This is a genomic window from Vibrio hepatarius (genome assembly GCF_043642085.1).
In the GTDB taxonomy this organism is placed as follows: domain Bacteria; phylum Pseudomonadota; class Gammaproteobacteria; order Enterobacterales; family Vibrionaceae; genus Vibrio; species Vibrio hepatarius_C.
The window spans coordinates 344,272-364,269 of sequence record NZ_JBHZSA010000003.1; the positions used below are offsets into that span (position 1 = coordinate 344,272).

Consider the following 19,998-nt stretch of genomic DNA (forward strand, 5'->3'; position numbering starts at 1 on the left):
TAAGCCAGTTATTGTTCACCGTACAGGCTCTTAAGCGTCTCTCTTAGCCATGTGATCTTCGGGTTCTGATTATTGCGTTTATGCCAGATCATAGTGAAAGGAATCAACAACTTGTGCTGATGCTCTTCCGCTATCGGGATTGGAAGAGCAACCAAATTAGGGTGTAACTGCTGACAATAGCTTTGGCAATATTTAGGGGCAGTCGTCAGCATGTCATGGCCTGGTTTTTCGGCAATGAATAGGGCTTGCTCAAAGCTGGCCATCGTCGACCTCACATTACGACGGTAACCTTGTTCGATCAGTATTTCATCCAGAGCCCAATCTTCGCTTTTTTCCCAAATTACGTTGATGTGAGAGTAACTTAGGAACGTTTCTAAATTCCACGCTTGCTCAAGAGCTGGGTGATCCTTACGCAGATAAACTAGCGGCAGGTCAGAGAACAACACCTCAAAGTTAATGAAATAAGGCAGGAGATCTAAAGACTCTTTTGAGCGAGGGTGACTTTCTCGGCCAGTGAAACCAATATCAATGTCTCCGCGAGTAATCGCATCTATTGAGTCGTAATCCCAGTTATGAAACTTCACTTTCGAGTCTGGGTAAGTTTGATGAATTCGACTGGTTAACTCATCGACTTTGATCAGCGACAAAGGAGATTCAATCGCCAAATTAAATGTCACACCACTGGGTGCTTCGTCTCCCCTACGAGACACAATATGCGTCCCCATTTGCATCCAATCCGATAAGCTCTCTTCCATGCTGGTTGCCAGTGTCGTTGGCTTTAGCCCCTGCGGCGTGTTCACAAACAGAGGATCATCAAACCAGTCTCGAAGCTTAGCCAGCGATTTACTCACGGTCGATGGCGTCACATTGAGCTTCTTCGCAGCTTTGGTGACACTCTGCTCTTGCAGCAGCAATTGCAGAGTGAACAACAAATTTAGGTCAAGACGGGCAAGAGATTTCTTCATGGCATTCACTAATGTGCTGATTTGACACCAATACTATTAAAGAGAGTCCGATAACGCTACCCATCACTAACGCAATAAACAACATCATCACCGCAGAGACACCTAGCAAAGCCATGGCCCAGATGTAAAAAGCAGAACATAAAACCTGCGCAATACCCAGCATCGAACTCGCTAAACCAGCTTTACGCGAGAACAAGCTTAGCGCCTGACTCATCGCCACACCGAAACCCATTGAAAAACCCATACTGATCAAGACAAAACCCACCATGTATAGAGTCGAGCTATCGCCATTCAAGTGAGCCGCGAGAATAGCGATAGCCGACATCATTGTTATAACTTGTGACGCTATTAGTAATGTTTTTTGCTTGAAGTAACTCAGTAAGATTGGCGCAGAAAATGAAGTCGACATTCCCACCATGGCAAGTAAAGCCATCGCCGTTGAATACTCGCCACGAGTAAAATTAAGGGTATCCATCACAATCATTGGCGAAGTGTTCACATAAGAAAGAATCGCCGTTACCCCTAATGAAGTGAACACCACTCGTGAGACGAAAAACCGGTCGAATAATGATTCTTGGACGTTAGCTTGTTTATCGGCGTCAGTTCTATTCTGCTTAGGTAGCGTTTCTTTCAAAACCACAGCGGCAAGAAAGCCGACTACTGACCCCATCAATGCCATAACAGTGAAAAGTACTGGCCAAGGAAACTTGAGCATAATTAGATTACCAATCACTGGTGCCAATACGGGAATCATGCAAGTAATGCCATTGAGCATCGACAAGACTTTAGCTCGCTTTTTATCATCCAAGGTATCGCGCAGAATCGCGAATGCAACCACGTAGCAGCACGCAGCCCCTACCCCTTGGAAAAATCGCATGACGAGAAAGCTATCACTGGTTTCCGCCGCTCCCGCTAACATTGAAGCAATCGAAAAGATCACCGCTCCTGCCATCGCTATCGGTTTTCGACCAACATAGTCCGTAAGGCGACCCACAAACAACATAGTCGTCGCCATACCCGCGAGATAAATAGAAAATGCGATGTGGAGTTGTGACTCACTGGCTGCCAAATCATTGGCAATTTGAGGCAGCGCGACCAAGTAAAGGTCTATCGCTGTCGGGTACAGCAGCACAAGTGCAAAGCTGCATAGAAGAGATCGGGACATAGTTAACTCGCTCACAGTAATCGTTTGCGGAGATAATATGTCAACAAAAGAGATTAAGCGTGTTGCCATTATGACAACAGGTATTTCCAATTACGACATCGCAAAAATAATGGCCAACCATAACGGCTTAGCCACCCATTAAGTTACAGTTAGCACCTCATATCAAGTGGCACACTAACTAGAGCACCACTCGATATAATTACTTTAAGCTACCCTGCTCTGCTTGTAGATCTTGGTTTCTATAGTAGAGGTGAGCTTGATTTCGCTCTATAAGCACCATGGCCAATAGAGGATTCAGCGCACGTACCTCCCCTTTCAAATATGGGACTGGAATATCCCACGGGTTATTCTGGTACATACCTTCTTCATCAAACTGGACAAAAAAATTCATGCTTACCTCCAACCAAAAACGTACGAAGCATCCGTTAATTCTAGTAGGTAATTTACAATTTTATTAGTAACGCAACCGCTAAACCTAGCAGGAGATTGAGTTCCTCTTTGGTCTCAAAGTGTTACCTACATATTTCCTTTTCCGGAAACGAAAGAGGCACTCCTAAACCCGATTAAGAGTGCCTAATCCGCAATCTAAAACGAGGTTCGGCGATAATGTCGATACTCTGGTTTCCAGAAATTAGCTTCGATTTCTTGCTCTAGGACATGATCAGAAAGCGGTAAAGCCAAGCCTTCTTTCATCGCCTGTTTTGCGACAGCAAACGCTATGTCTCTGCTGATGATTTGAATCTGATTGAGCGGTGGTAAGATTGCCCCATGATTCAGATTAGACTGTGACGCTGCATGGGCAAGCGCCTCACTTGAGGCCATCAACATGCTGTCACTCACTCGCTTTGCTTTTGCAGCAACCACACCCAAGCCGATACCGGGGAAAATATAGCTGTTATTGCACTGAGAGATCTCACGGACAATCATATTTCCTTCATCATCAACCACACTGACCGGCTCAAACGGACTACCCGTTGCCACGATGGCCCTGCCTTTACTCCACGTAAGAATATCAACAGGCGTTGCCTCTACTTTCGATGTTGGATTAGATAATGGCAAGACGATGGGTTGCGTGCTGTTTGCCGCTAGCTTCTCGACTACAGCTTGATTAAACAGTCCCGGTTGACCACTGACGCCAATCAAAACCGTCGCTTTAGAATATTCGACGACCTTTTCTAACCCGAGATTATTTTGAGCTGGCCAATCAGCATAACTTGTGCGCTTTTGAACCAGAGGCAGCTGAAAAGGTGCAAGGTCGGTCATTTCTTCGGTCAGCAACCCATAACGGTCAACCATGAATATCTGCGATTTTGCCTCAGCTTCACTTAGCCCCTCTCGCTGCATCTGCTTGGCGATCTGCTGAGCAATACCACAGCCCGCAGAACCTGCACCAAGAAATGTGATGGTTTGCTCTGAAAGCTTTTCACCCTTTTGTTTGCACGCAGCCATCAAGGTACCAACTGAAACTGCAGCCGTGCCCTGAATATCATCATTGAAGCAACACAAATCATCTCGATAACGCTCAAGCAATGGCGTCGCATTGGCCTGCGCAAAGTCTTCAAACTGAAGTAATGACTCTGGCCAACGGCGCTTCACCGCTTGAATAAAGTCATCGATAAACTCTTGATACTCAGCACCTGAGATCCGAGGATGTCGCCAGCCCATATACATAGGATCAGCCAGTAAATTGCGGTTATTGGTGCCAACATCAAGCACGATTGGCAAACAGTGTGCAGGGCTAATACCACCACACGAGGTATAAAGCGCCAGTTTTCCAATTGGGATACCCATGCCGCCAATACCTTGATCACCAAGGCCAAGGATTCGCTCCCCATCAGTCACCACAATGACTTTAACGTTATGCTTTGTCGCATTTTGCAGCATGTCATCAATCAAGTGCCGTTCGGGGTAGGAAATAAACAACCCTCGTTTACGTCGATAGATGTTGGAGAACTGTTCGCACGCCGCCCCCACGGTTGGGGTGTAAATCAACGGCATAATGGTTTCAAGATGATTATTCACTAAATGGTGGAACAACGTCTCGTTAGTGTCTTGAATGTTACGTAAATAGATGTGTTTATCGAGATCTGACTGAAACGCACACAACTGCTGATAGGCACGTTCAGATTGGGATTCAATGGTCTCAATCGTATTCGGTAACAGGCCCGTAAGATTAAACTCTTGGCGCTCTTTTTCAGAAAATGCGCTGCCTTTATTAAGCAAAGAAGTTTCTAGTAGCGCAGGCCCTGCAAAGGGGATATATAAAGGTCGTTTGTTACTCATACTCATTTCTATTGTAAAAAATCGCGGGCGCTAGCCCGCGAAAACAAAAGGCACAGAGTTAAGTGCCTTAAACCACTTGGAGATTGAATTAGAGACCAAATACGATTGGTAACAGGGTAATACTTGCCAAAGTAATGAATCCGATTGCGACAATATTGAGAACAAAACCTGCTCTCATCATGTCGCCCATTTTGAGTCGGCCTGAACCAAACACGATGGCGTTTGGTGGTGTCGCCACTGGCATCATGAACGCACAGCTAGCTGCAATCGCCGCTGGGATAACCCACACGAGAGGCGTTCCGGTAATGGATTCAGCAACGGGACCAAGAAGTGGTAAGAAGCCCGCTGCAGTTGCGGTATTACTGGTGATTTCAGTTAGGAAGGTGATCAGTGCTGTCACAATAAGAACGCCAATTAATAGCGAAACATTGTCTGCACCTTGAATCTGAAGAGCGATAAATTCCGCAAGGCCTGACGTTTTGATTTTAGCGGCTAGAGCTAGGCCACCACCAAACAGGATCAAGATACCCCAAGGCACTTTCTGCGCACTTTCCCAATCCAATACACGTTGATTGCTGCCAGATTTCACCGGTAGGGCAAACAATAGAATTGCAGCCGCCATTGCGATACCCGTATCAGATAGGCCCACACCGGTCCATTTCGCAATGTATGGGCGCATTACCCAACCGATCGCTGCAAATAGGAAGATGAACAACACTTTCTTTTCGCCAGCGCTCATGTCACCCAACGCTTTGAGCTGGTCCCTAAAGACAGACTTGGCACTCACTTCACCCGCTTGGTCGATCTTGTAGCTCACTTTGGTCAACCAGAACCATGCAATCATCAACATCATGATAGATAGAGGTAGGCCCATTGCCATCCACTGACCAAAGCCAATTTCGATACCATAGCTATCAGACAAATATGCCGCCATTAGCGCATTAGGTGGCGTGCCAATCAAAGTCGCAATTCCGCCGATGCTCGCCGCATAAGCAATTGAAAGGAGCATTGCTTTACCAAATTGCTCATTATTAGGTTCACGGTCTGTCACGATTTTCACCACAGACAAGGCAATCGGTAGCATCATGACCGCGGTCGCTGTGTTCGACATCCACATCGACAGGAACGCCGTCACCAACATAATACCGAGCACCTGAACACTCGGTTTACTGCCTGCGAGTAACATTGTTTTTAATGCGATTCGCTTATGCAGATTCCAACGCTCCATCGCTATAGAGATCAAGAACCCGCCCAGAAATAAGAAGATCAATGGGTGAGCATAAGGCGCTGCCACCGCTTTGATACTTGCAATACCGGCGACCGGTGCCACGAAAAGTGGAAGCAGAGAAGCTGCGGGAATAGGTACGGCTTCCGAGATCCACCAACTTGCCATCCAAAAGGCCAAGCCAGCGGTTCGCCACGCTTCGACCGACAGTCCTGCAGACGGCGGATCGATAATTAAAGTGGTTAGCATGACCAAAGGGCCAAGGCATAACATCAACCAAGGTGTATTTTTTTTATTTTCACTCATTGCTTTACTTTCATCCTTTTAAAATCCACCAGCTAAACCGGTGAAGTACTCGCTGTTTCACGTTAAGCGCACTGGTGTCATCGCAATATCGTTGCCAAGTTGAAAATAAATTGTTAAACCCAAATTAATCAAATAGTTAAGAGTATGGGTAAATATTTGAAAGGGAAAATTGTGCGGATTTACACACACTACGAATAACACCAGTGTCACTAAATCCGCACACAGTTCATAAGAAATGGGTAGAAAGAAAAACGCCCTGTCTTTTAGAAAAAACAGGGCACAGTTAAACGTGGGGGCTAATTTTATTCTTTAATAAATTGGCTTCGCTCTATCGAGTATTTAGCCACTTTGTCGTAAAAAGTTTTCCGAGGCAATTTCAGTAATGTAATCGCCTCTTTGACGGAACCTGAGGTTTGACTTAGAGCCTCTTCGATCAGGGCGCATTCATAAAACGCTACCTTTTCACTGAGGGAAAGGTCGTCAGCTACCGCCGGAAGGTGATTTTCTGACTCAATGTTCAATGGCAACCCCAGCAAAACTCTACGCTCAGCAGCATTACGCAGTTCACGCACATTCCCCGGCCAATGATATTGCATGAGACTGTTCGTTTCATCACTCGACAGCGTCGTCAGTGGCTTATGAAAACGCCCTGCCGCTAAGCTGGAAAAGTGCTTAAATAACATCGGAATATCTGCTTTTCTTGCCCGTAACGGAGGAATGTTCACCGTCACTAAAGTGAGTCGATAATACAAGTCACTACGGAATGCGCCTTGATCCGCTAGGGCTAACAGATCCACCTTGGTCGCAGCAACGAAGCGGACATTAATATCAACGGATTGATTGCTCCCGACTGGGGTTATTTTGCGCTCTTCGAGTACCCTCAGCATCTTGACCTGCATAGACAGTGGCATGCTTTCGATCTCATCAAGAAACACCGTGCCATGCTGTGCAAACTCCAACTTACCAATGCGGTTTTCTGTTGCTCCAGTGAACGCCCCTTTTCGGCTACCAAACAGCTCACTTTCAATCAAAGTTTCGGGTACTGCACCACAGTTAATCGCAACGAAATTCGCATCCGAGCGATCACTATTTTCATGCAGGTAGCGAGCCACCATCTCTTTACCTGAGCCCGTTTCCCCATGAATCAATACATCGGCTGGCGTATCGACCACCGCATTCAGCAACGTCATCATTTGCTGCATTTCTTCTGTTTCACCTAGAATGCGAATACCGCCCTTACTATTGGCTTTGAGATTCGCTTTCAGCGCTCTATTTTCCATGACCAATCGGCGTTTTTCACTGGCACGCTTGACACTTTCTAGCAGCTGTTCGTTGATTGGTTTTTCAAAAAAATCGTAAGCCCCTTGGTGCAATGATCTCACTGCCAGCTTAACGTCAGCGTAACCCGTAAGCATGATCACCGGAATGTCCATGTCTATGGCCTGAATGGCCGTCAATAATTCATTCCCGCTCATCGTCGGCATATTGATGTCTGAAATGATGATACCGGAAAACACATTGTCTAACTCGACTAACGCTTGTGCTCCACTCTCGAACGCTTGCACCTCATAACCTTCAATTGATAATAGCTGTGACAAGGAGTCACGAATAATAAACTCATCATCAATAATCCAAACTTTATTCATTGTTCTTGTGTCCATTCGGTTGTGATTTCAGGTGAATCGTAAATTGTGCGCCGCTTGCTGCCTGATGATTCGCAGCACTAAGCTCACCATCAAAAGAGCGAATAATATTGCGAGATATAGATAACCCAAGCCCCAATCCGTGTTCCGATTTAGTGGTGAAGAAGGGTTCAAAGATGTTATCAATCAAATGCAGTTCCAGACCTGAACCACTGTCGATAATGTGAATATCGACAGCATCAACGTGAGGTTCAACCTCCACTTTAATCACTTTAACGTCGCTTTGGTGAACCGCATCAATGGCATTGGATAACAAGTTGACAATCACTTGCTCAAGCCTTAACGCCTCGCCCCACACCACACCAGAATAACTCTGGACTTCTAGACTAACATGATGACTATTAAGCTTAGGGCTCAGGACCACCAACGCTGAGTTTAAGCAGGCTGTCCAGTCACACCATACAAACTGGTTATCACTGCTGCGGCTAAATTGCTTGAGTTGAGAAACGATTTTGTGTACTCGTTCCACCATACTTTCGATGGTTTGTAAGGTCTCTCTTGCCTGAGTGAATTGCTCTTTGTCGATTAAACGGCGACAACTCACAAGGTAAGCATTCATGGCACTAAGCGGCTGATTGATTTCATGGTTGATGGACGCTGACATTTGACCAATGGTGGCAAGCTTGGCCGATTTCACTAACGCAGCATGAACCGTTTCTAACTCAGCAGTGCGCACCTTAACCTCTTGTTCAAGCGCATTTTGGGTAAAGATAAGCTGCCGATAACCTGCCATTCTGCGATATAAATAGGCCGCTGCAATAAAGAGTGCGCTGTAAATGATCGTTAGCCAAAGTACAAAACTGGTCTGCTGATACAAGCTAGCTTCAAGCGGCGCTAACATAACAAATTCTAGGCCGAGCAAGGGCAGTGTTGAGTAACCAAAGACATAGTTACCCTTTGCTCCTTGGCTTCGTTCCATTTGCCAATGATCAATATCCGCTAACCAATAGCTGTTTTTTTGATTATCAAGAATCTGCTGTTTTAAGTTCAGATAACGCTGGCTGGCTTGAATTTTTGACCAAGAAATTAACCCACTTTCTTGTAGCTGCTTAAGGCGCCAATAAGGGTGATTGGACATAAACACTACCTTGTCTTCGCCGTAAACCATAAATTTTGCACTTTGATTACCCGCCAACCACTCGGTGTCTTGCTCGAATAAATCGACATCCACTTTCACTGCCGCAACGCCTGCAATCACACCATCTACATAAATCGGTGCCGAAAAGAAAATCCCTCGCTCACCGGAACGTAAGCCTAATGCGTAGTAGGTTGACGTAAGCCCCTTCATCGCCTCCTGAAAATAAGGGCGAAATGCGTAATTGCCGCCAATGAAACTCGCCTCTGTTTGGAAATTACTGGCCGCCACCACACCACCATCTTGGTTCAGGATATAAACATCGCTAGCACCACTGGTTTTTGCAATATCCAGCAGCAACAAGCTAAGGTCTTGAATCGAATTATCATTTAGGAAAGCGTTTCGAATTTGATAGTGACTAGTAAGCAACTCAGGAATGTGATTGTATCGCTGAAGTTGGTTATTAAAGTAATTACTGACACTTTTCGCTTCTTGGCTCACTCGTTGGTGTAATTCAAGATAGAGACTACGTTGGTATAGAGCGCCACCTACCAAGACCACGATGGCGAGCCCCAACAAAAATATCCCGACAAGAAAAGCAAACCGTCTATCTTTCACAACTACACCTCTGATCCATAAGGTCAACTACTATGAACTATTTACTGGCTCAATTCATTAACTGGCTTGTATCTAAATGTAGTAATCGCTTTTACATCAATAAAATGGAATAGACGCTAACTAACACCTGCATAGCGAATCCCTGAAAGATGGGCCATTTCCCGGTTCCAAGTAGCAAGATCATTTGGGTTAAACAGACTCAAATCGTTGTGGCCACACGCCCTCGCCATCACACTCATTAGCTCTGTGGACGCTTCAAAAAAGTTCTTTAGTTGCTTAGACGCTTTATCAACGTTAAGTCGCTGTCTTAAGTCCGCTTTTTGCGTCGCTATCCCAGCAGGGCAATTATTGGTGTTACACATTCTTGCCGCAACGCAGCCAATCGACTGCATAGCACTATTGGAAATCGCCACGCCATCAGCGCCCAAGGCCATGGCTTTGACAAAATCCATTGGTACTCGAAGTCCTCCGGTGATGATGAGTGTGACTCGGCCGCTAGCCCCTACCTTATCCAAATAAGATCTTGCTCTGGCGAGCGCTGGAATGGTTGGCACGCTGATGTGGTCACGAAACATTTCTGGCGCTGCGCCCGTGCCGCCGCCTCGACCATCAAGAATGATGTAATCGGCACTGGCATCCAGCGCAAATTGGATATCTTCTTCAATATGATTGGCACTGAGCTTAAAACCAATCGGAATACCGCCAGTCACTTCCCTCACCCGATTGGCGAAAGTCTTGAAATCTTCAACGGTATGTAAGTCTTTAAATGTCGGCGGAGAAATCGCTGGCGTGCCCGCATCAATGCCACGAACTTCAGAAATCTTGCCGATGTTCTTAGCACCGGGCAGGTGACCTCCGGTTCCGGTTTTCGCGCCTTGGCCTCCTTTAAAGTGGAACGCCTGAACGTTTTTAAGTTTGGACTCATCATAGCCAAACCCAGCACTGGCGAGCTCATAGAAATAGCGTGAATTTGCCGCTTGCTCTTCAGGCAACATGCCCCCTTCACCAGAGCAAATACCCGTCCCTGCCAGTTCAGCCCCTTTCGCCAATGAGACTTTCGCTTCTTCGGACAGCGCACCAAAGCTCATGTCAGAGACAAACAATGGGATATTGAGTTTAAGAGGCTTTTTCGCTTGCGGCCCGATAATCAGCTCAGTTGAAACGGGCACGTCTTCCATCAGTGGCTTAGTCGCCATTTGCGCCACCATGACTTGAATATCATCCCAGTGCGGCAGCAAATGCCTTGGTACGCCCATAGACGTCATTGGCCCATGATGGCCCATTTTAGATAAGCCTTCTCGGGCCAACTGATGAATAAACTCCACCGTTGGTTCTTCTTTGGTTGCATTCGCAGCCGGAGCAACATCAATGGTTTGGATTTGACCCCCTGGCCCCTCTTTGCCGACATCGGCGTCAGTAAACTGTTTATGGGCACCATCACAAAATGGTGGGTTCTGAGTATGTTTACAGCGGCATAGGTAGGCATCGCCACTCTCTTCGGCGGTGAAGGCTTTGGGTTTAAAACCTGTTCCCGCATGAGAGCCATCACAGTAAGGTTGATTGCTAGAACGACCACAAGTACAGAAGTAATTTTCTTCCCCGGCAGTGAGTTCGACTTTGATTGGTTTGTTTGCTGCTATGACAGGTTTGCTCATCACGTTATCCATTATTATTGGGTTTGTAGTTATGGGATAAAGTAAAGGCACAAAAGTTGGGGATTTCAATTTTGCCAACTCAGCGGCCAGTCACTTTTAGCTACAAGTTGGACTCACAAATGTGCAGCTACCTGAAACAAAAACGCCTCCATCTGATTCAGAATGGAGGCGCTTGAAGGAGCAGTGGGGGTAAATTAATTACTCGGAGACAAGGGCAACCGCTTCGCGAGTGAGCTTAGCCAGTTCATCCCATTGGCCAGCTTCAATCAGCTTTTTATCTACCATCCATGTGCCACCACACGCCAGCACTCGTGGTACCGCTAAGTAGTCTTTGATGTTGGCAGGATTAATTCCGCCCGTTGGCATTAAGCTCACGTCGGTGTATGGCGCCAGCAGTGCCTTAACCATATTTACACCACCTGAGGCTTCCGCAGGGAAGAACTTGAGTGTGGTTAGGCCCATTTCTAATGCCGCTTCAATGGTACTTGGGTTGTTAACACCCGGCACGATATCAATACCAATATCTTGGCACGCTTTGACGGTATTTGGGTTAAAGCCCGGTGACACAATAAAGGTTGCGCCCGCTTCTTTCGCTGCGATTGCCTGCTCTTTATTTAGCACCGTACCTGCGCCGATCAGCATGTCAGGTTGCGCTTCACGCAGTAGACGAATTGCTTCTACTGCCGCTTCTGAGCGAAAGGTGATTTCTGCTGCTGGCAGGCCGTTTTCCGCCAACACTTTACCCAGTGGAATAATGTCTTGTGCATTATCAATCGCAATAACAGGGATAACTTTCAGCGCTTGTAGCTGCTCGTTTAAGTTAGGCATTGTTTTGTTCCTATTTGAATTTATTCTTTGCGGCGTCTGTATGCGCCTTTGAGATGATGGCACCTTTATGCTGAATCACTTCACCAGCCAGCACATTACCATTATGGCAAGCTTGTTTGATGTCGCCGGTTTCAAGGTAAGTAGCTAAAAAGCCGCCATTAAATGAATCACCAGCAGACGTCGTATCGACCACATTCTCAACCACCGTTGTTGATACATTATAGGGTTCATTGACGCCCAATTCCGAGACTAAACACCCGTTAGCACCAAGTTTGACGATGACCGTCTTTGCCCCAAAAGCAGTAAGCCGTTCGCAAGTTTGCAGAGGCGTTTCATCTCCCCAAATGGCTTGCTCATCATCAAACGTTACTAACGCTAGGTCAGTAGTTTGATACATAAGGCGATAGGCCGATTGGACGGTTTGATGGTTGTCATTAGGCCAAAGTGCTGGTCGATAGTTGCTATCGAAAGCGATTTCGACACCCAACTCTCTTAACTGCGCCAGTAGCGCCAGCATCTGCGCTCTGTCTTGCTTAGGTAAAATAGCCAAGCTGATGCCGCTGACAAACACCATGTCTGCGCTTTTCAAGGCTGATTTCACCTGTGTAAATTCAGGGTGCTGAATAAGATACTTAGCCGCAGATTCGCTTCGCCAATACAAAAAGGTCCTTTCACCTTGCTCGTCGAGCTGAATCAAATACAGCCCCGACGAGCGCTTGGTATCAGTCAGAACTAAGCTGGTATCAACGCCCTCTTGCTTCCAGCGAGCCGTCATCTCTTGGCTAAGTGGCTCACTGCCCATGGCCGTAACATACTTCACCGACAGCTCAGGGGCTGAGTTTCGCAGACTTCGGCATAAGTAAATCGCTGCATTTAAGGTGTCTCCACCGAACGTCTGCTGCATCTCCCCAAACGGTTTTCCGTTCAGTTCAATCATGCATTCCCCAATGATGGCAATTGTCTTCATCGCACTGTTTCTTTAAGTCGCAAATCAGGCCTGCCAACCTAAGCTGAGCAGACCTGATGTTTTATTGAAGGATTATTTGTTGTCTAAGCGAACAAACATCATGGTCAGGATAAATGACAGAGTAAACACACCAATCACACCCATTACCGCTTGAACAAAGTTCTGTGTGCCGCTCGCTAAGTACGCAGGCAGACTGAATACTGACGATAAGATGTAACTTGTTAGATGCGTATCGATAGTCACTGAGATAGCGCCCATAATACCGGTTGCCAAGCTCGCCATGAACAGCGCTTTGGTGTACTTAGTCAGAGTACCGAACAGTGCAGGCTCAGTAATACCCAGAATCGCTGTCACACCTGAACCTACTGTCATCGAAGACTGCTCTTTAGACACACTGTTACGTTGCTTGTACCAAATCGCCATCGTCGCACCGGCGATTGCTAGGTTACCTAGACACATAATTGGCATTAGCAGGTCTTTTCCGTATAGCGCAAAGTTGTTTAGGCTGATTGGCGTCATGCTGTGGTGAATACCAAACACAATCGTAATTGGGCGAGTTAAGCCAAACACAAAACCAGTCAAAGTTGGTGAGATTTCTAGTAGTGAGCTAACCACCCACCCAGCACCATTACTCACCCACATGCCAGCAGGAGCAACCAGTGAAAGCACAACGGTTGATGTGACGGTAAAGGCTAACAGTGGCGTAAATACAGGTTTGGCAGAACTCGGAACCAGCTTATCCACCATTGGAGTGATCTTAGATAGCACCCAAACCGCAAGGATCGCTGGCACAATCGCACCGCCGTAGTTCATTAGCTCAATCGGCACCACGCCAAACACGTTAAGCTCGGCTTTGCTGCCTGCATCAGACAATAAAGCGGCTTTTTCTACTAACTTTGGCGACATCATTGCTGCAGCAACCGCCAATGCAATGTACTCATTCACTTTGAACACTTTGGCTGCTGAGAACGAAACCAGCATAGGCAAAAAGAAGAACACAGCCACAGAGATAGAGCGGTAGAAGAAGACGGTATCGGAAGATTCCGAAATCACATTGGTCGCAATAAGCCCTGATAATAGGCCCATCAACATACCTGCACCAGCAATGGCAGGAACTACCGGACCAAAGATGCCTGCGACGATGCGCATTGCGTTTTGGAACAGTTTACCTTTATCTTGTTCAATCTCTGCGTCTTCTGGCGCTGCACTTGCACCTGAAAGTGCTAGGTACCATTTCTCGACTTCAACGCCGATGATCACCTGAGTTTGACCTTGTGCGAGAACCACACCTTTCACGCCTTGAATGGCTTCGAGTTTTTCTTTATTCGCTTTTGACTCATCGACCAATTTAAAACGCAGTCGAGTCATACAGTGAGTGATGTTTGCGATGTTTTCGTTACCACCAAGGGCAGCGACCAATTCTTGTAATTTCATGCTAAAGCTGTCTGCTTTCCCTGGCGCATTATCGCCGATAGCCATGTTAGTTTCTGTCAATTGCATCATACATTCCTATGTGCTTGTCTGCTCATTTACTGCGGTAATCTTAGCGATTGAGCGTTTTTATCCAATCGACAAAACAGTGATAAAACTCACATTAAAACAGCTAAAAAATTAATTTTGGCCGTTTTTTGGCAACTGGTTCGTTTTTTTCTCCTAATTCGAAACAGGAACGAACCAGTTAATTTTCAGTATAATTTACCGCTTGAAATCTGCATTTTTTCACGCTTATATAAAATAAACCCTGTTGACCGAGCTAGTTTTAAAGTGAATAAAAATATCATTTCAAATATTGAGTGTGTGATTACCAAACCTGACCGACATAACCTGATCACCGTTATTGTAGAAACGGAGTCAGGAATGAAAGGTTTTGGTTGTGCAACTTTCCAGCAGCGACCATTGGCAGTAAAAACAATGGTTGATGAATATCTCAAACCGCTATTAATGGGCAAAGACGCAAATAATATTGAAGACCTATGGCAAATGATGATGGTTAACGCTTATTGGCGTAATGGACCGGTGATCAATAATGCTATTTCAGGTATTGATATGGCGCTGTGGGATATTAAAGCGAAATTAGCCAACATGCCGCTGCATCAATTATTTGGTGGTAAAGCTCGTGATGCTATTCAGGTTTATACCCATGCAACAAGCGATACAATGGAAGGGCTGTATGAGCAGGTCGAAAAATACCTAGCGCAGGGCTACAGACATATTCGCTGTCAGTTAGGTTTTTATGGTGGTGTACCAGAGAATATCCACACGGCAAATAACCCAACCGAAGGCTCTTACTACGACCAAGACCAATATATGGAAAACACGGTTGAGATGTTCAAATGTTTGCGTGAAAAGTATGGCAATCAATTCCACATTCTTCACGATGTCCATGAACGACTGTTCCCTAATCAAGCGATTCAATTTGCCAAACGAGTAGAACAGTACACGCCATATTTTATTGAAGATATTTTGCCGCCAAACCAAACCGAATGGCTGGATAATCTTCGCAGTCAAACCAGTGTGTCGCTAGCGTTAGGTGAGCTATTTAACAACCCTGAAGAGTGGAAACAGCTGATCATTAATCGCCGTATCGACTTCATTCGATGCCACGTATCTCAGATTGGTGGGATTACTCCGGCATTGAAACTGGGTCACCTATGCCAAAGCTTTGGGGTTCGCATCGCATGGCACTGCCCACCAGATATGACGCCGATTGGCGCAGCAGTGAATACTCACTTAAATGTGCACCTGCATAACGCCGCGATTCAAGAGCACGTTGAATATAAGGCTAATACCCAAGCGGTATTCCCTAATGCTGCCGAGCCTATCAATGGTTACTTGTACGCGTCAGAACTGCCGGGAATCGGGGTTGAAATGAACCAAGAGGCCGCACAAGATTTCCCTGTTACTTACCGCCCACATGAGTGGACTCAGAGCCGACTGCCTGATGGCACTATTCATACGCCATAACGTTAGGCCAACTCCCTCTTAATAGAAAAACGACCGCTAATCGCGGTCGTTTTGATCTCGGTAATTTAAATTCTCAGGATTAAACTTGGTGTGGTAGGTACACTGGTAGTTGATATCAATAATGTCACTGACGACAAACACCTCACCAGAGGTGAGAAAGCCACGGTTGGTGATGTTCATGGCTGAACTCGAACGCTTACACCCCAATAAATCTGCGTCTTCCTTTGAAACGCTGATCGCTTGGTAGGTTGTAAGATAGCTGTCGATTTGCAACCCTAAAGAAAGTGCATGCTTCTGAAGAGAGCTCTCGATAATAGTATCGTTCACTACTGGAAATAATTTAACCGGTAGCCTCGCCTCTTCAATCTGGGTAACTTTACCTTGAATTAACCTTAAGCGTTTCACATTCCAAATATATTCATCTTCTTCAATCGAGAATACTTGTATTTCATGTGTGGTAGGTAATCGCTTATTAAGTTTTATTTTCTTATAAGAAATCTCACCAAATTTATTCTCAGTTACTGAGTTATATATTAATGGCGAGTCAACACTCGACGTATTTACATAATATCCCGAGCCTGCTTTAGATTTAACCATGCCAATTGCTTCGAGTTTAGACATTGCCTTTCTCACCGAGAAGCGGGAAATATCGTACTTTTCAGCTAATTCTCTTTCTGAGGGTAATTTAACATCAATAATATTTTGGCAAATCTTACTGATTATATCTTGAACAAGTTCTTGGTACTTTTTCATGGAACGCTTAGTGTTTGGCGATTCATTATAATTTAACGTATCTGCGCCACTTTCTCCATGAATCAAACCTAAAATAGCGGTTTGGATCAGATAGGGCAGCCCATGATGAGCTGCCCATTGATTTGAGGTGGTTAAGAGTTAAAACTCGTAGTTAACGTTGAGTTCGATTGACTGCTCTGCGCCGTACCAACAATTGTACTTGTCGTAACAAGTGTAGTTATCAGTATCAAATAGGTTGTTGATGATAAGATTCGCTTGAGCCCCGCTTAAAGAGTCGCTCGCGTAACCTAGGTCATAGCCAAGAGAAAGATCGACAACCGTGTATGACGGAACTTTACCTTGGGTATTGCTTGCGTCCATCTGCATCTCACCAACATAACGAGCACCACCACCCAAGCGAGCACCATCTAATGCGCCCGAGCTCACGTAGTAGTTAGCCCAAAGTGTCGCCGAGTGTTCTGGTACATAAATTGGCGTTGTACCTTGTAAGCCGTTTTCACCATCTTCGGTAATCTCTACATCTAAGTAGGTGTAGCTAGCTAACACATCGACAGTATCTGTTGGGTACCAACGCGCTTCAAACTCAGCACCTTGTGACGTCACTTCACCGACTTGCAACTGACCTTGGTAATCGGCAGATGATGGGTCTGTGATAACCACATTTTCCTTAACGATGTGGAAAACAGACACGGTCGATTCCACTGCACCATCTTCAGATTGGTACTTCACACCACCTTCGATTTGGCTACCTGTTTCTGCTTCAAATGGTTCGTTAAACGCGCTTACACCAGCAACGGGTTCAAAGCTGGTCGCATAGTTGATGAACGGAGAGATGCCATTTGATAGCTCATACAATGCGCCAACACGGTAGGAGAATTCACTTTGGTCTGCTTTGGTTTCGAAACCGTTGTAATTACTGGTTGATTCGTACTGGTCGTAACGGCCACCAGCAATCAACACAAGTGCGTTATAACGCAGCTGATCTTGGAAGTAGAAACCTAACTGCTCGACATCCACTTTGTCGTTGCTGACACTGGTTGCTGTCAGTTGGCTACGATCAATCATGTTGTTGTTCGGGTTGTAGACGTTAAAGCCACCGATACTGCCGAATGTGGTGTATTTCGCATCACCACTTAACTGTTGGTAATCAAAACCAAACAATAAGTTATGTTCAACATCACCAGTAACAACCAGTTTGGACAACTGGTTATCAATCACAAAGCCAGTTGAGCTTTCATCGGTGCTGTAGATGTTACGAGTCAACTCGCCAGTTTGAGCGTTAAAATCACAGTAACCGCTCGCTTCATCACAGTAGTGATAGGTGTTTTCTTGATACAAAGACGCATCGGTATAGCGAGCGTTTTGTAAGAAGCTCCAGCCACTCTCAAAATCGTGGTTAATTTTGTAGCCCAGCATCAGAACTTCACGTTCGAATGTACTCCAGTTCTTATCTCCTGCTGACGTAGAAGATGAAATCGAACCAACTGGGCTGTCAGTCACCATGCCCATCGAAGGCAGGGATGAGTTGATACCCATCGACGGATCATTTTGGTAGTAGAGGTTAAAGTTGATTAACGTACGATCGGTCACTTGCCAATCTAGTGATGGAGCAAATACGTAGCGCTCTTCTTCGGCAAAGTCGACCTGGCTATCTTGCTTACGAGCAAGGGCAATAATACGGTAAGACAAGTTGCTATCGCCGATTTGCCCTGTGGTATCGATTGACGCTTCCATCAAGTTTCTGGAACCAGTAGCAACACCAACAGAGGTGCTGTCTTGCAGCTGTGGACTCTTAGCGATGATATTGACCATACCACCCGGTGGCATTGCACCATAAAGAACCGATGTCGGGCCTTTAAACACTTCAATCTGCTGAATCGCAATCGGATCGATTTGTGGCTGTAAGTTCCAACCGTTTAAGTACTGAAGAGCCAAGCCATCGTAGTAACTAACGTTCTTGTTATCAAAGCCACGAATCGAGTAGTTGTCATACATGGTCACTGAGGCACCTTTTTGCTCAGTGACTACACCCGGCGCATAGCGAAGCGCTTGAGATACTGATTTCACGCCACGCTGTTCAAGCAACTCATCATCAAGAACGGTAATGCCTTGTGGCGTTTCTTCTGGCTCCAATGCCGTTTTGGTTGCGGTATTTCGATACGCCTTACCCAGCACAGTAATGGTTTCAAGTTGAGTGGTATCCGTATCGTTTTGATCGGCTGCTAAAATGGGAGCTGAAAATGTCGCTAGCAACGCAAGCGCTACGGCTGAGCGCTTAAATGTCATCGTATTATCCATGTTGTTCTTCTATACCAATGCTTTTCTTTATTGAGAATAAATATCATTTACATAATATAGGCAGGCGGAAATTAAAGTTAACAATTTGGTGCAAGTTAACGAGAAGGTAGCAATGGTGGGGATTTATCAAACAGCTTAAACCTTGGAGATCGGCACCCAATACTCCATCTCAGCATCTGGAGAATCCGCTTGATAGTGTTGTGGGTAAACTTCCAGCTCATAACCATCAATACCGCGATAATCGGAATTCGGTAACCAATGTAAAATGAACCACTCTAAGGTTTTTGGCAAAGTCTCTATCGGACCTTTATGCTTTACCGCAGCGTAAGTTTGCTGGGGAACATTCAGTATCTCTAACTCGTCAGAAACCACGCTCGGTAATTCTGGCATTGGCGTGTTCTGGTGCAACTTAAGCCCAGCCCAATAGAACAGGTTGCTGCCATCGAAAGCCGATTTCGTCACATCAACGACCCCAAGTAGCTGACCTTGAGGCACAGAGGAAGGATGAGCAACCGTCTCTAACTGCTGCCAAAGTTTTGGAACCACATAGGAAAAATCAGGAAACAGAGAGAATAGGCCCTTAATCTCGCCTTTTACTCCTTTAAGAATAAAGCCCTCTTTGGTGTCGATCCGGACCTCAACAAACGCTAGCTCATTGGCACCATTGATACTAACCTCAGACACTTCAATCGGCTTTTTCAGCCCTACGCGCTGGGCATTGTTGCGATACGTCCTTGGACTGTGGCCAAAGAACTGCTTAAACGCGCGGCTAAAAGCAATTTCAGAATTGAAGCCCAGCGCGATAGCAATATCGATCACTCTCTGATCAGAATCCAATAGTAACTCGGCTGCAGCACTAAGTTTTAATTCGCGGACATAGTTGGCTACCGTCAATCCCGTTTCTGCCTGAAAGACGCGTTGTAATTGCCAGCGAGACCAACAGCTCTGCTGCGCGATATCTTCAAGTGAAAGCGGCGTATCCAGATGACTGTGAATAAAGGATAAAACCTTACTAATACGATTAAACGTCACTACCGCCTTCGCTGTATTAGATGCCTTTGCCACAATACCCCCCGATGAAATTAATGATATTTCTAACACTATTAAGAGAAATATTGTACCAACGGTCATATAAAAATGATAATTATTTGCAATAATAACTAAACAAATGCCACCGTTAAGAGAGCGTTAAC

General features: G+C 45.7%; 15 protein-coding genes. 1 reads left to right on the top strand and 14 read right to left on the bottom strand.

The window, feature by feature from the left end:
- Positions 1-8: 8 nt before the first annotated feature.
- From yidZ to ACHUFZ_RS07755, 11 genes are all read right to left on the bottom strand, one after another.
- The gene (gene yidZ / locus ACHUFZ_RS07705) at positions 9-965 is read right to left on the bottom strand and encodes an HTH-type transcriptional regulator YidZ (RefSeq protein WP_394126644.1); all 957 of its coding nucleotides are present in this window, start codon (positions 963-965) and stop codon (positions 9-11) included.
- The gene (locus ACHUFZ_RS07710) at positions 940-2,130 is read right to left on the bottom strand and encodes an MFS transporter (RefSeq protein WP_394126645.1); all 1,191 of its coding nucleotides are present in this window, start codon (positions 2,128-2,130) and stop codon (positions 940-942) included. The genes yidZ and ACHUFZ_RS07710 overlap by 26 nt, the downstream gene beginning before the upstream one ends.
- A gap of 199 nt (positions 2,131-2,329) precedes the next feature.
- Complete coding sequence (locus ACHUFZ_RS07715) at positions 2,330-2,521, bottom strand: hypothetical protein (protein WP_394126646.1); 192 nt, start codon at positions 2,519-2,521, stop codon at positions 2,330-2,332.
- Between the two features lie 194 nt (positions 2,522-2,715).
- Positions 2,716-4,413 carry an NAD-dependent malic enzyme gene (locus ACHUFZ_RS07720; RefSeq protein WP_394126647.1) on the bottom strand — a complete coding sequence of 566 codons (1,698 nt, stop codon included), beginning with the start codon at positions 4,411-4,413 and terminating at the stop codon, positions 2,716-2,718.
- Positions 4,414-4,501: 88 nt separating this feature from the next.
- Positions 4,502-5,944, bottom strand: a complete 1,443-nt coding sequence (locus tag ACHUFZ_RS07725; protein WP_394126648.1) for an SLC13 family permease — start codon at positions 5,942-5,944, stop codon at positions 4,502-4,504.
- 302 nt (positions 5,945-6,246) lie between these two features.
- Entirely contained in the window at positions 6,247-7,590 is a 1,344-nt protein-coding gene (locus ACHUFZ_RS07730; RefSeq protein ID WP_394126649.1) for a sigma-54-dependent transcriptional regulator, read from the bottom strand.
- Positions 7,583-9,340, bottom strand: coding sequence for an ATP-binding protein (locus tag ACHUFZ_RS07735; protein WP_394126650.1), 1,758 nt, complete (start codon positions 9,338-9,340; stop codon positions 7,583-7,585). Before ACHUFZ_RS07735 ends, ACHUFZ_RS07730 begins: the two co-directional genes overlap by 8 nt.
- Before the next feature lie 116 nt (positions 9,341-9,456).
- Entirely contained in the window at positions 9,457-10,995 is a 1,539-nt protein-coding gene (locus ACHUFZ_RS07740) for a glutamate synthase-related protein (protein WP_394126651.1), read from the bottom strand.
- A 198-nt stretch (positions 10,996-11,193) separates the two neighbouring features.
- Positions 11,194-11,823, bottom strand: coding sequence for a bifunctional 4-hydroxy-2-oxoglutarate aldolase/2-dehydro-3-deoxy-phosphogluconate aldolase (locus ACHUFZ_RS07745; RefSeq protein ID WP_394126652.1), 630 nt, complete (start codon positions 11,821-11,823; stop codon positions 11,194-11,196).
- Positions 11,824-11,833: 10 nt separating this feature from the next.
- Entirely contained in the window at positions 11,834-12,790 is a 957-nt protein-coding gene (locus ACHUFZ_RS07750; RefSeq protein ID WP_394126653.1) for a sugar kinase, read from the bottom strand.
- A 72-nt stretch (positions 12,791-12,862) separates the two neighbouring features.
- Positions 12,863-14,269, bottom strand: coding sequence for a PTS transporter subunit EIIC (locus tag ACHUFZ_RS07755; protein WP_394126918.1), 1,407 nt, complete (start codon positions 14,267-14,269; stop codon positions 12,863-12,865).
- A 285-nt stretch (positions 14,270-14,554) separates the two neighbouring features.
- Here ACHUFZ_RS07755 and ACHUFZ_RS07760 point away from each other — a divergent pair, with 285 nt between their 5' ends.
- Positions 14,555-15,754 carry an enolase C-terminal domain-like protein gene (locus ACHUFZ_RS07760; RefSeq protein ID WP_394126654.1) on the top strand — a complete coding sequence of 400 codons (1,200 nt, stop codon included), beginning with the start codon at positions 14,555-14,557 and terminating at the stop codon, positions 15,752-15,754.
- Between the two features lie 36 nt (positions 15,755-15,790).
- Here the strand turns inward: ACHUFZ_RS07760 and ACHUFZ_RS07765 are convergent, their stop codons facing one another.
- From ACHUFZ_RS07765 to ACHUFZ_RS07775, 3 genes are all read right to left on the bottom strand, one after another.
- Complete coding sequence (locus ACHUFZ_RS07765) at positions 15,791-16,507, bottom strand: GntR family transcriptional regulator (RefSeq protein ID WP_394126655.1); 717 nt, start codon at positions 16,505-16,507, stop codon at positions 15,791-15,793.
- 138 nt (positions 16,508-16,645) lie between these two features.
- Positions 16,646-18,805 (bottom strand): TonB-dependent siderophore receptor, encoded by a 2,160-nt coding sequence (locus ACHUFZ_RS07770; protein ID WP_394126656.1) that lies wholly within the window; start codon positions 18,803-18,805, stop codon positions 16,646-16,648.
- A gap of 135 nt (positions 18,806-18,940) precedes the next feature.
- The gene (locus ACHUFZ_RS07775) at positions 18,941-19,870 is read right to left on the bottom strand and encodes a helix-turn-helix domain-containing protein (RefSeq protein ID WP_394126657.1); all 930 of its coding nucleotides are present in this window, start codon (positions 19,868-19,870) and stop codon (positions 18,941-18,943) included.
- Positions 19,871-19,998: the final 128 nt, after the last annotated feature.

What these genes read in the sequence shown, in the direction of transcription:
- yidZ (WP_394126644.1), bottom strand. Translation starts at nt 965, where the DNA reads ATGAAGAAATCTCTTGCCCGTCTTGACCTAAATTTGTTGTTCACTCTG.
- ACHUFZ_RS07710 (WP_394126645.1), bottom strand. Translation starts at nt 2,130, where the DNA reads ATGTCCCGATCTCTTCTATGCAGCTTTGCACTTGTGCTGCTGTACCCG.
- ACHUFZ_RS07715 (WP_394126646.1), bottom strand. Translation starts at nt 2,521, where the DNA reads ATGAATTTTTTTGTCCAGTTTGATGAAGAAGGTATGTACCAGAATAAC.
- ACHUFZ_RS07720 (WP_394126647.1), bottom strand. Translation starts at nt 4,413, where the DNA reads ATGAGTAACAAACGACCTTTATATATCCCCTTTGCAGGGCCTGCGCTA.
- ACHUFZ_RS07725 (WP_394126648.1), bottom strand. Translation starts at nt 5,944, where the DNA reads ATGAGTGAAAATAAAAAAAATACACCTTGGTTGATGTTATGCCTTGGC.
- ACHUFZ_RS07730 (WP_394126649.1), bottom strand. Translation starts at nt 7,590, where the DNA reads ATGAATAAAGTTTGGATTATTGATGATGAGTTTATTATTCGTGACTCC.
- ACHUFZ_RS07740 (WP_394126651.1), bottom strand. Translation starts at nt 10,995, where the DNA reads ATGAGCAAACCTGTCATAGCAGCAAACAAACCAATCAAAGTCGAACTC.
- ACHUFZ_RS07745 (WP_394126652.1), bottom strand. Translation starts at nt 11,823, where the DNA reads ATGCCTAACTTAAACGAGCAGCTACAAGCGCTGAAAGTTATCCCTGTT.
- ACHUFZ_RS07750 (WP_394126653.1), bottom strand. Translation starts at nt 12,790, where the DNA reads ATGAAGACAATTGCCATCATTGGGGAATGCATGATTGAACTGAACGGA.
- ACHUFZ_RS07755 (WP_394126918.1), bottom strand. Translation starts at nt 14,269, where the DNA reads ATGGCTATCGGCGATAATGCGCCAGGGAAAGCAGACAGCTTTAGCATG.
- ACHUFZ_RS07765 (WP_394126655.1), bottom strand. Translation starts at nt 16,507, where the DNA reads ATGAAAAAGTACCAAGAACTTGTTCAAGATATAATCAGTAAGATTTGC.
- ACHUFZ_RS07770 (WP_394126656.1), bottom strand. Translation starts at nt 18,805, where the DNA reads ATGGATAATACGATGACATTTAAGCGCTCAGCCGTAGCGCTTGCGTTG.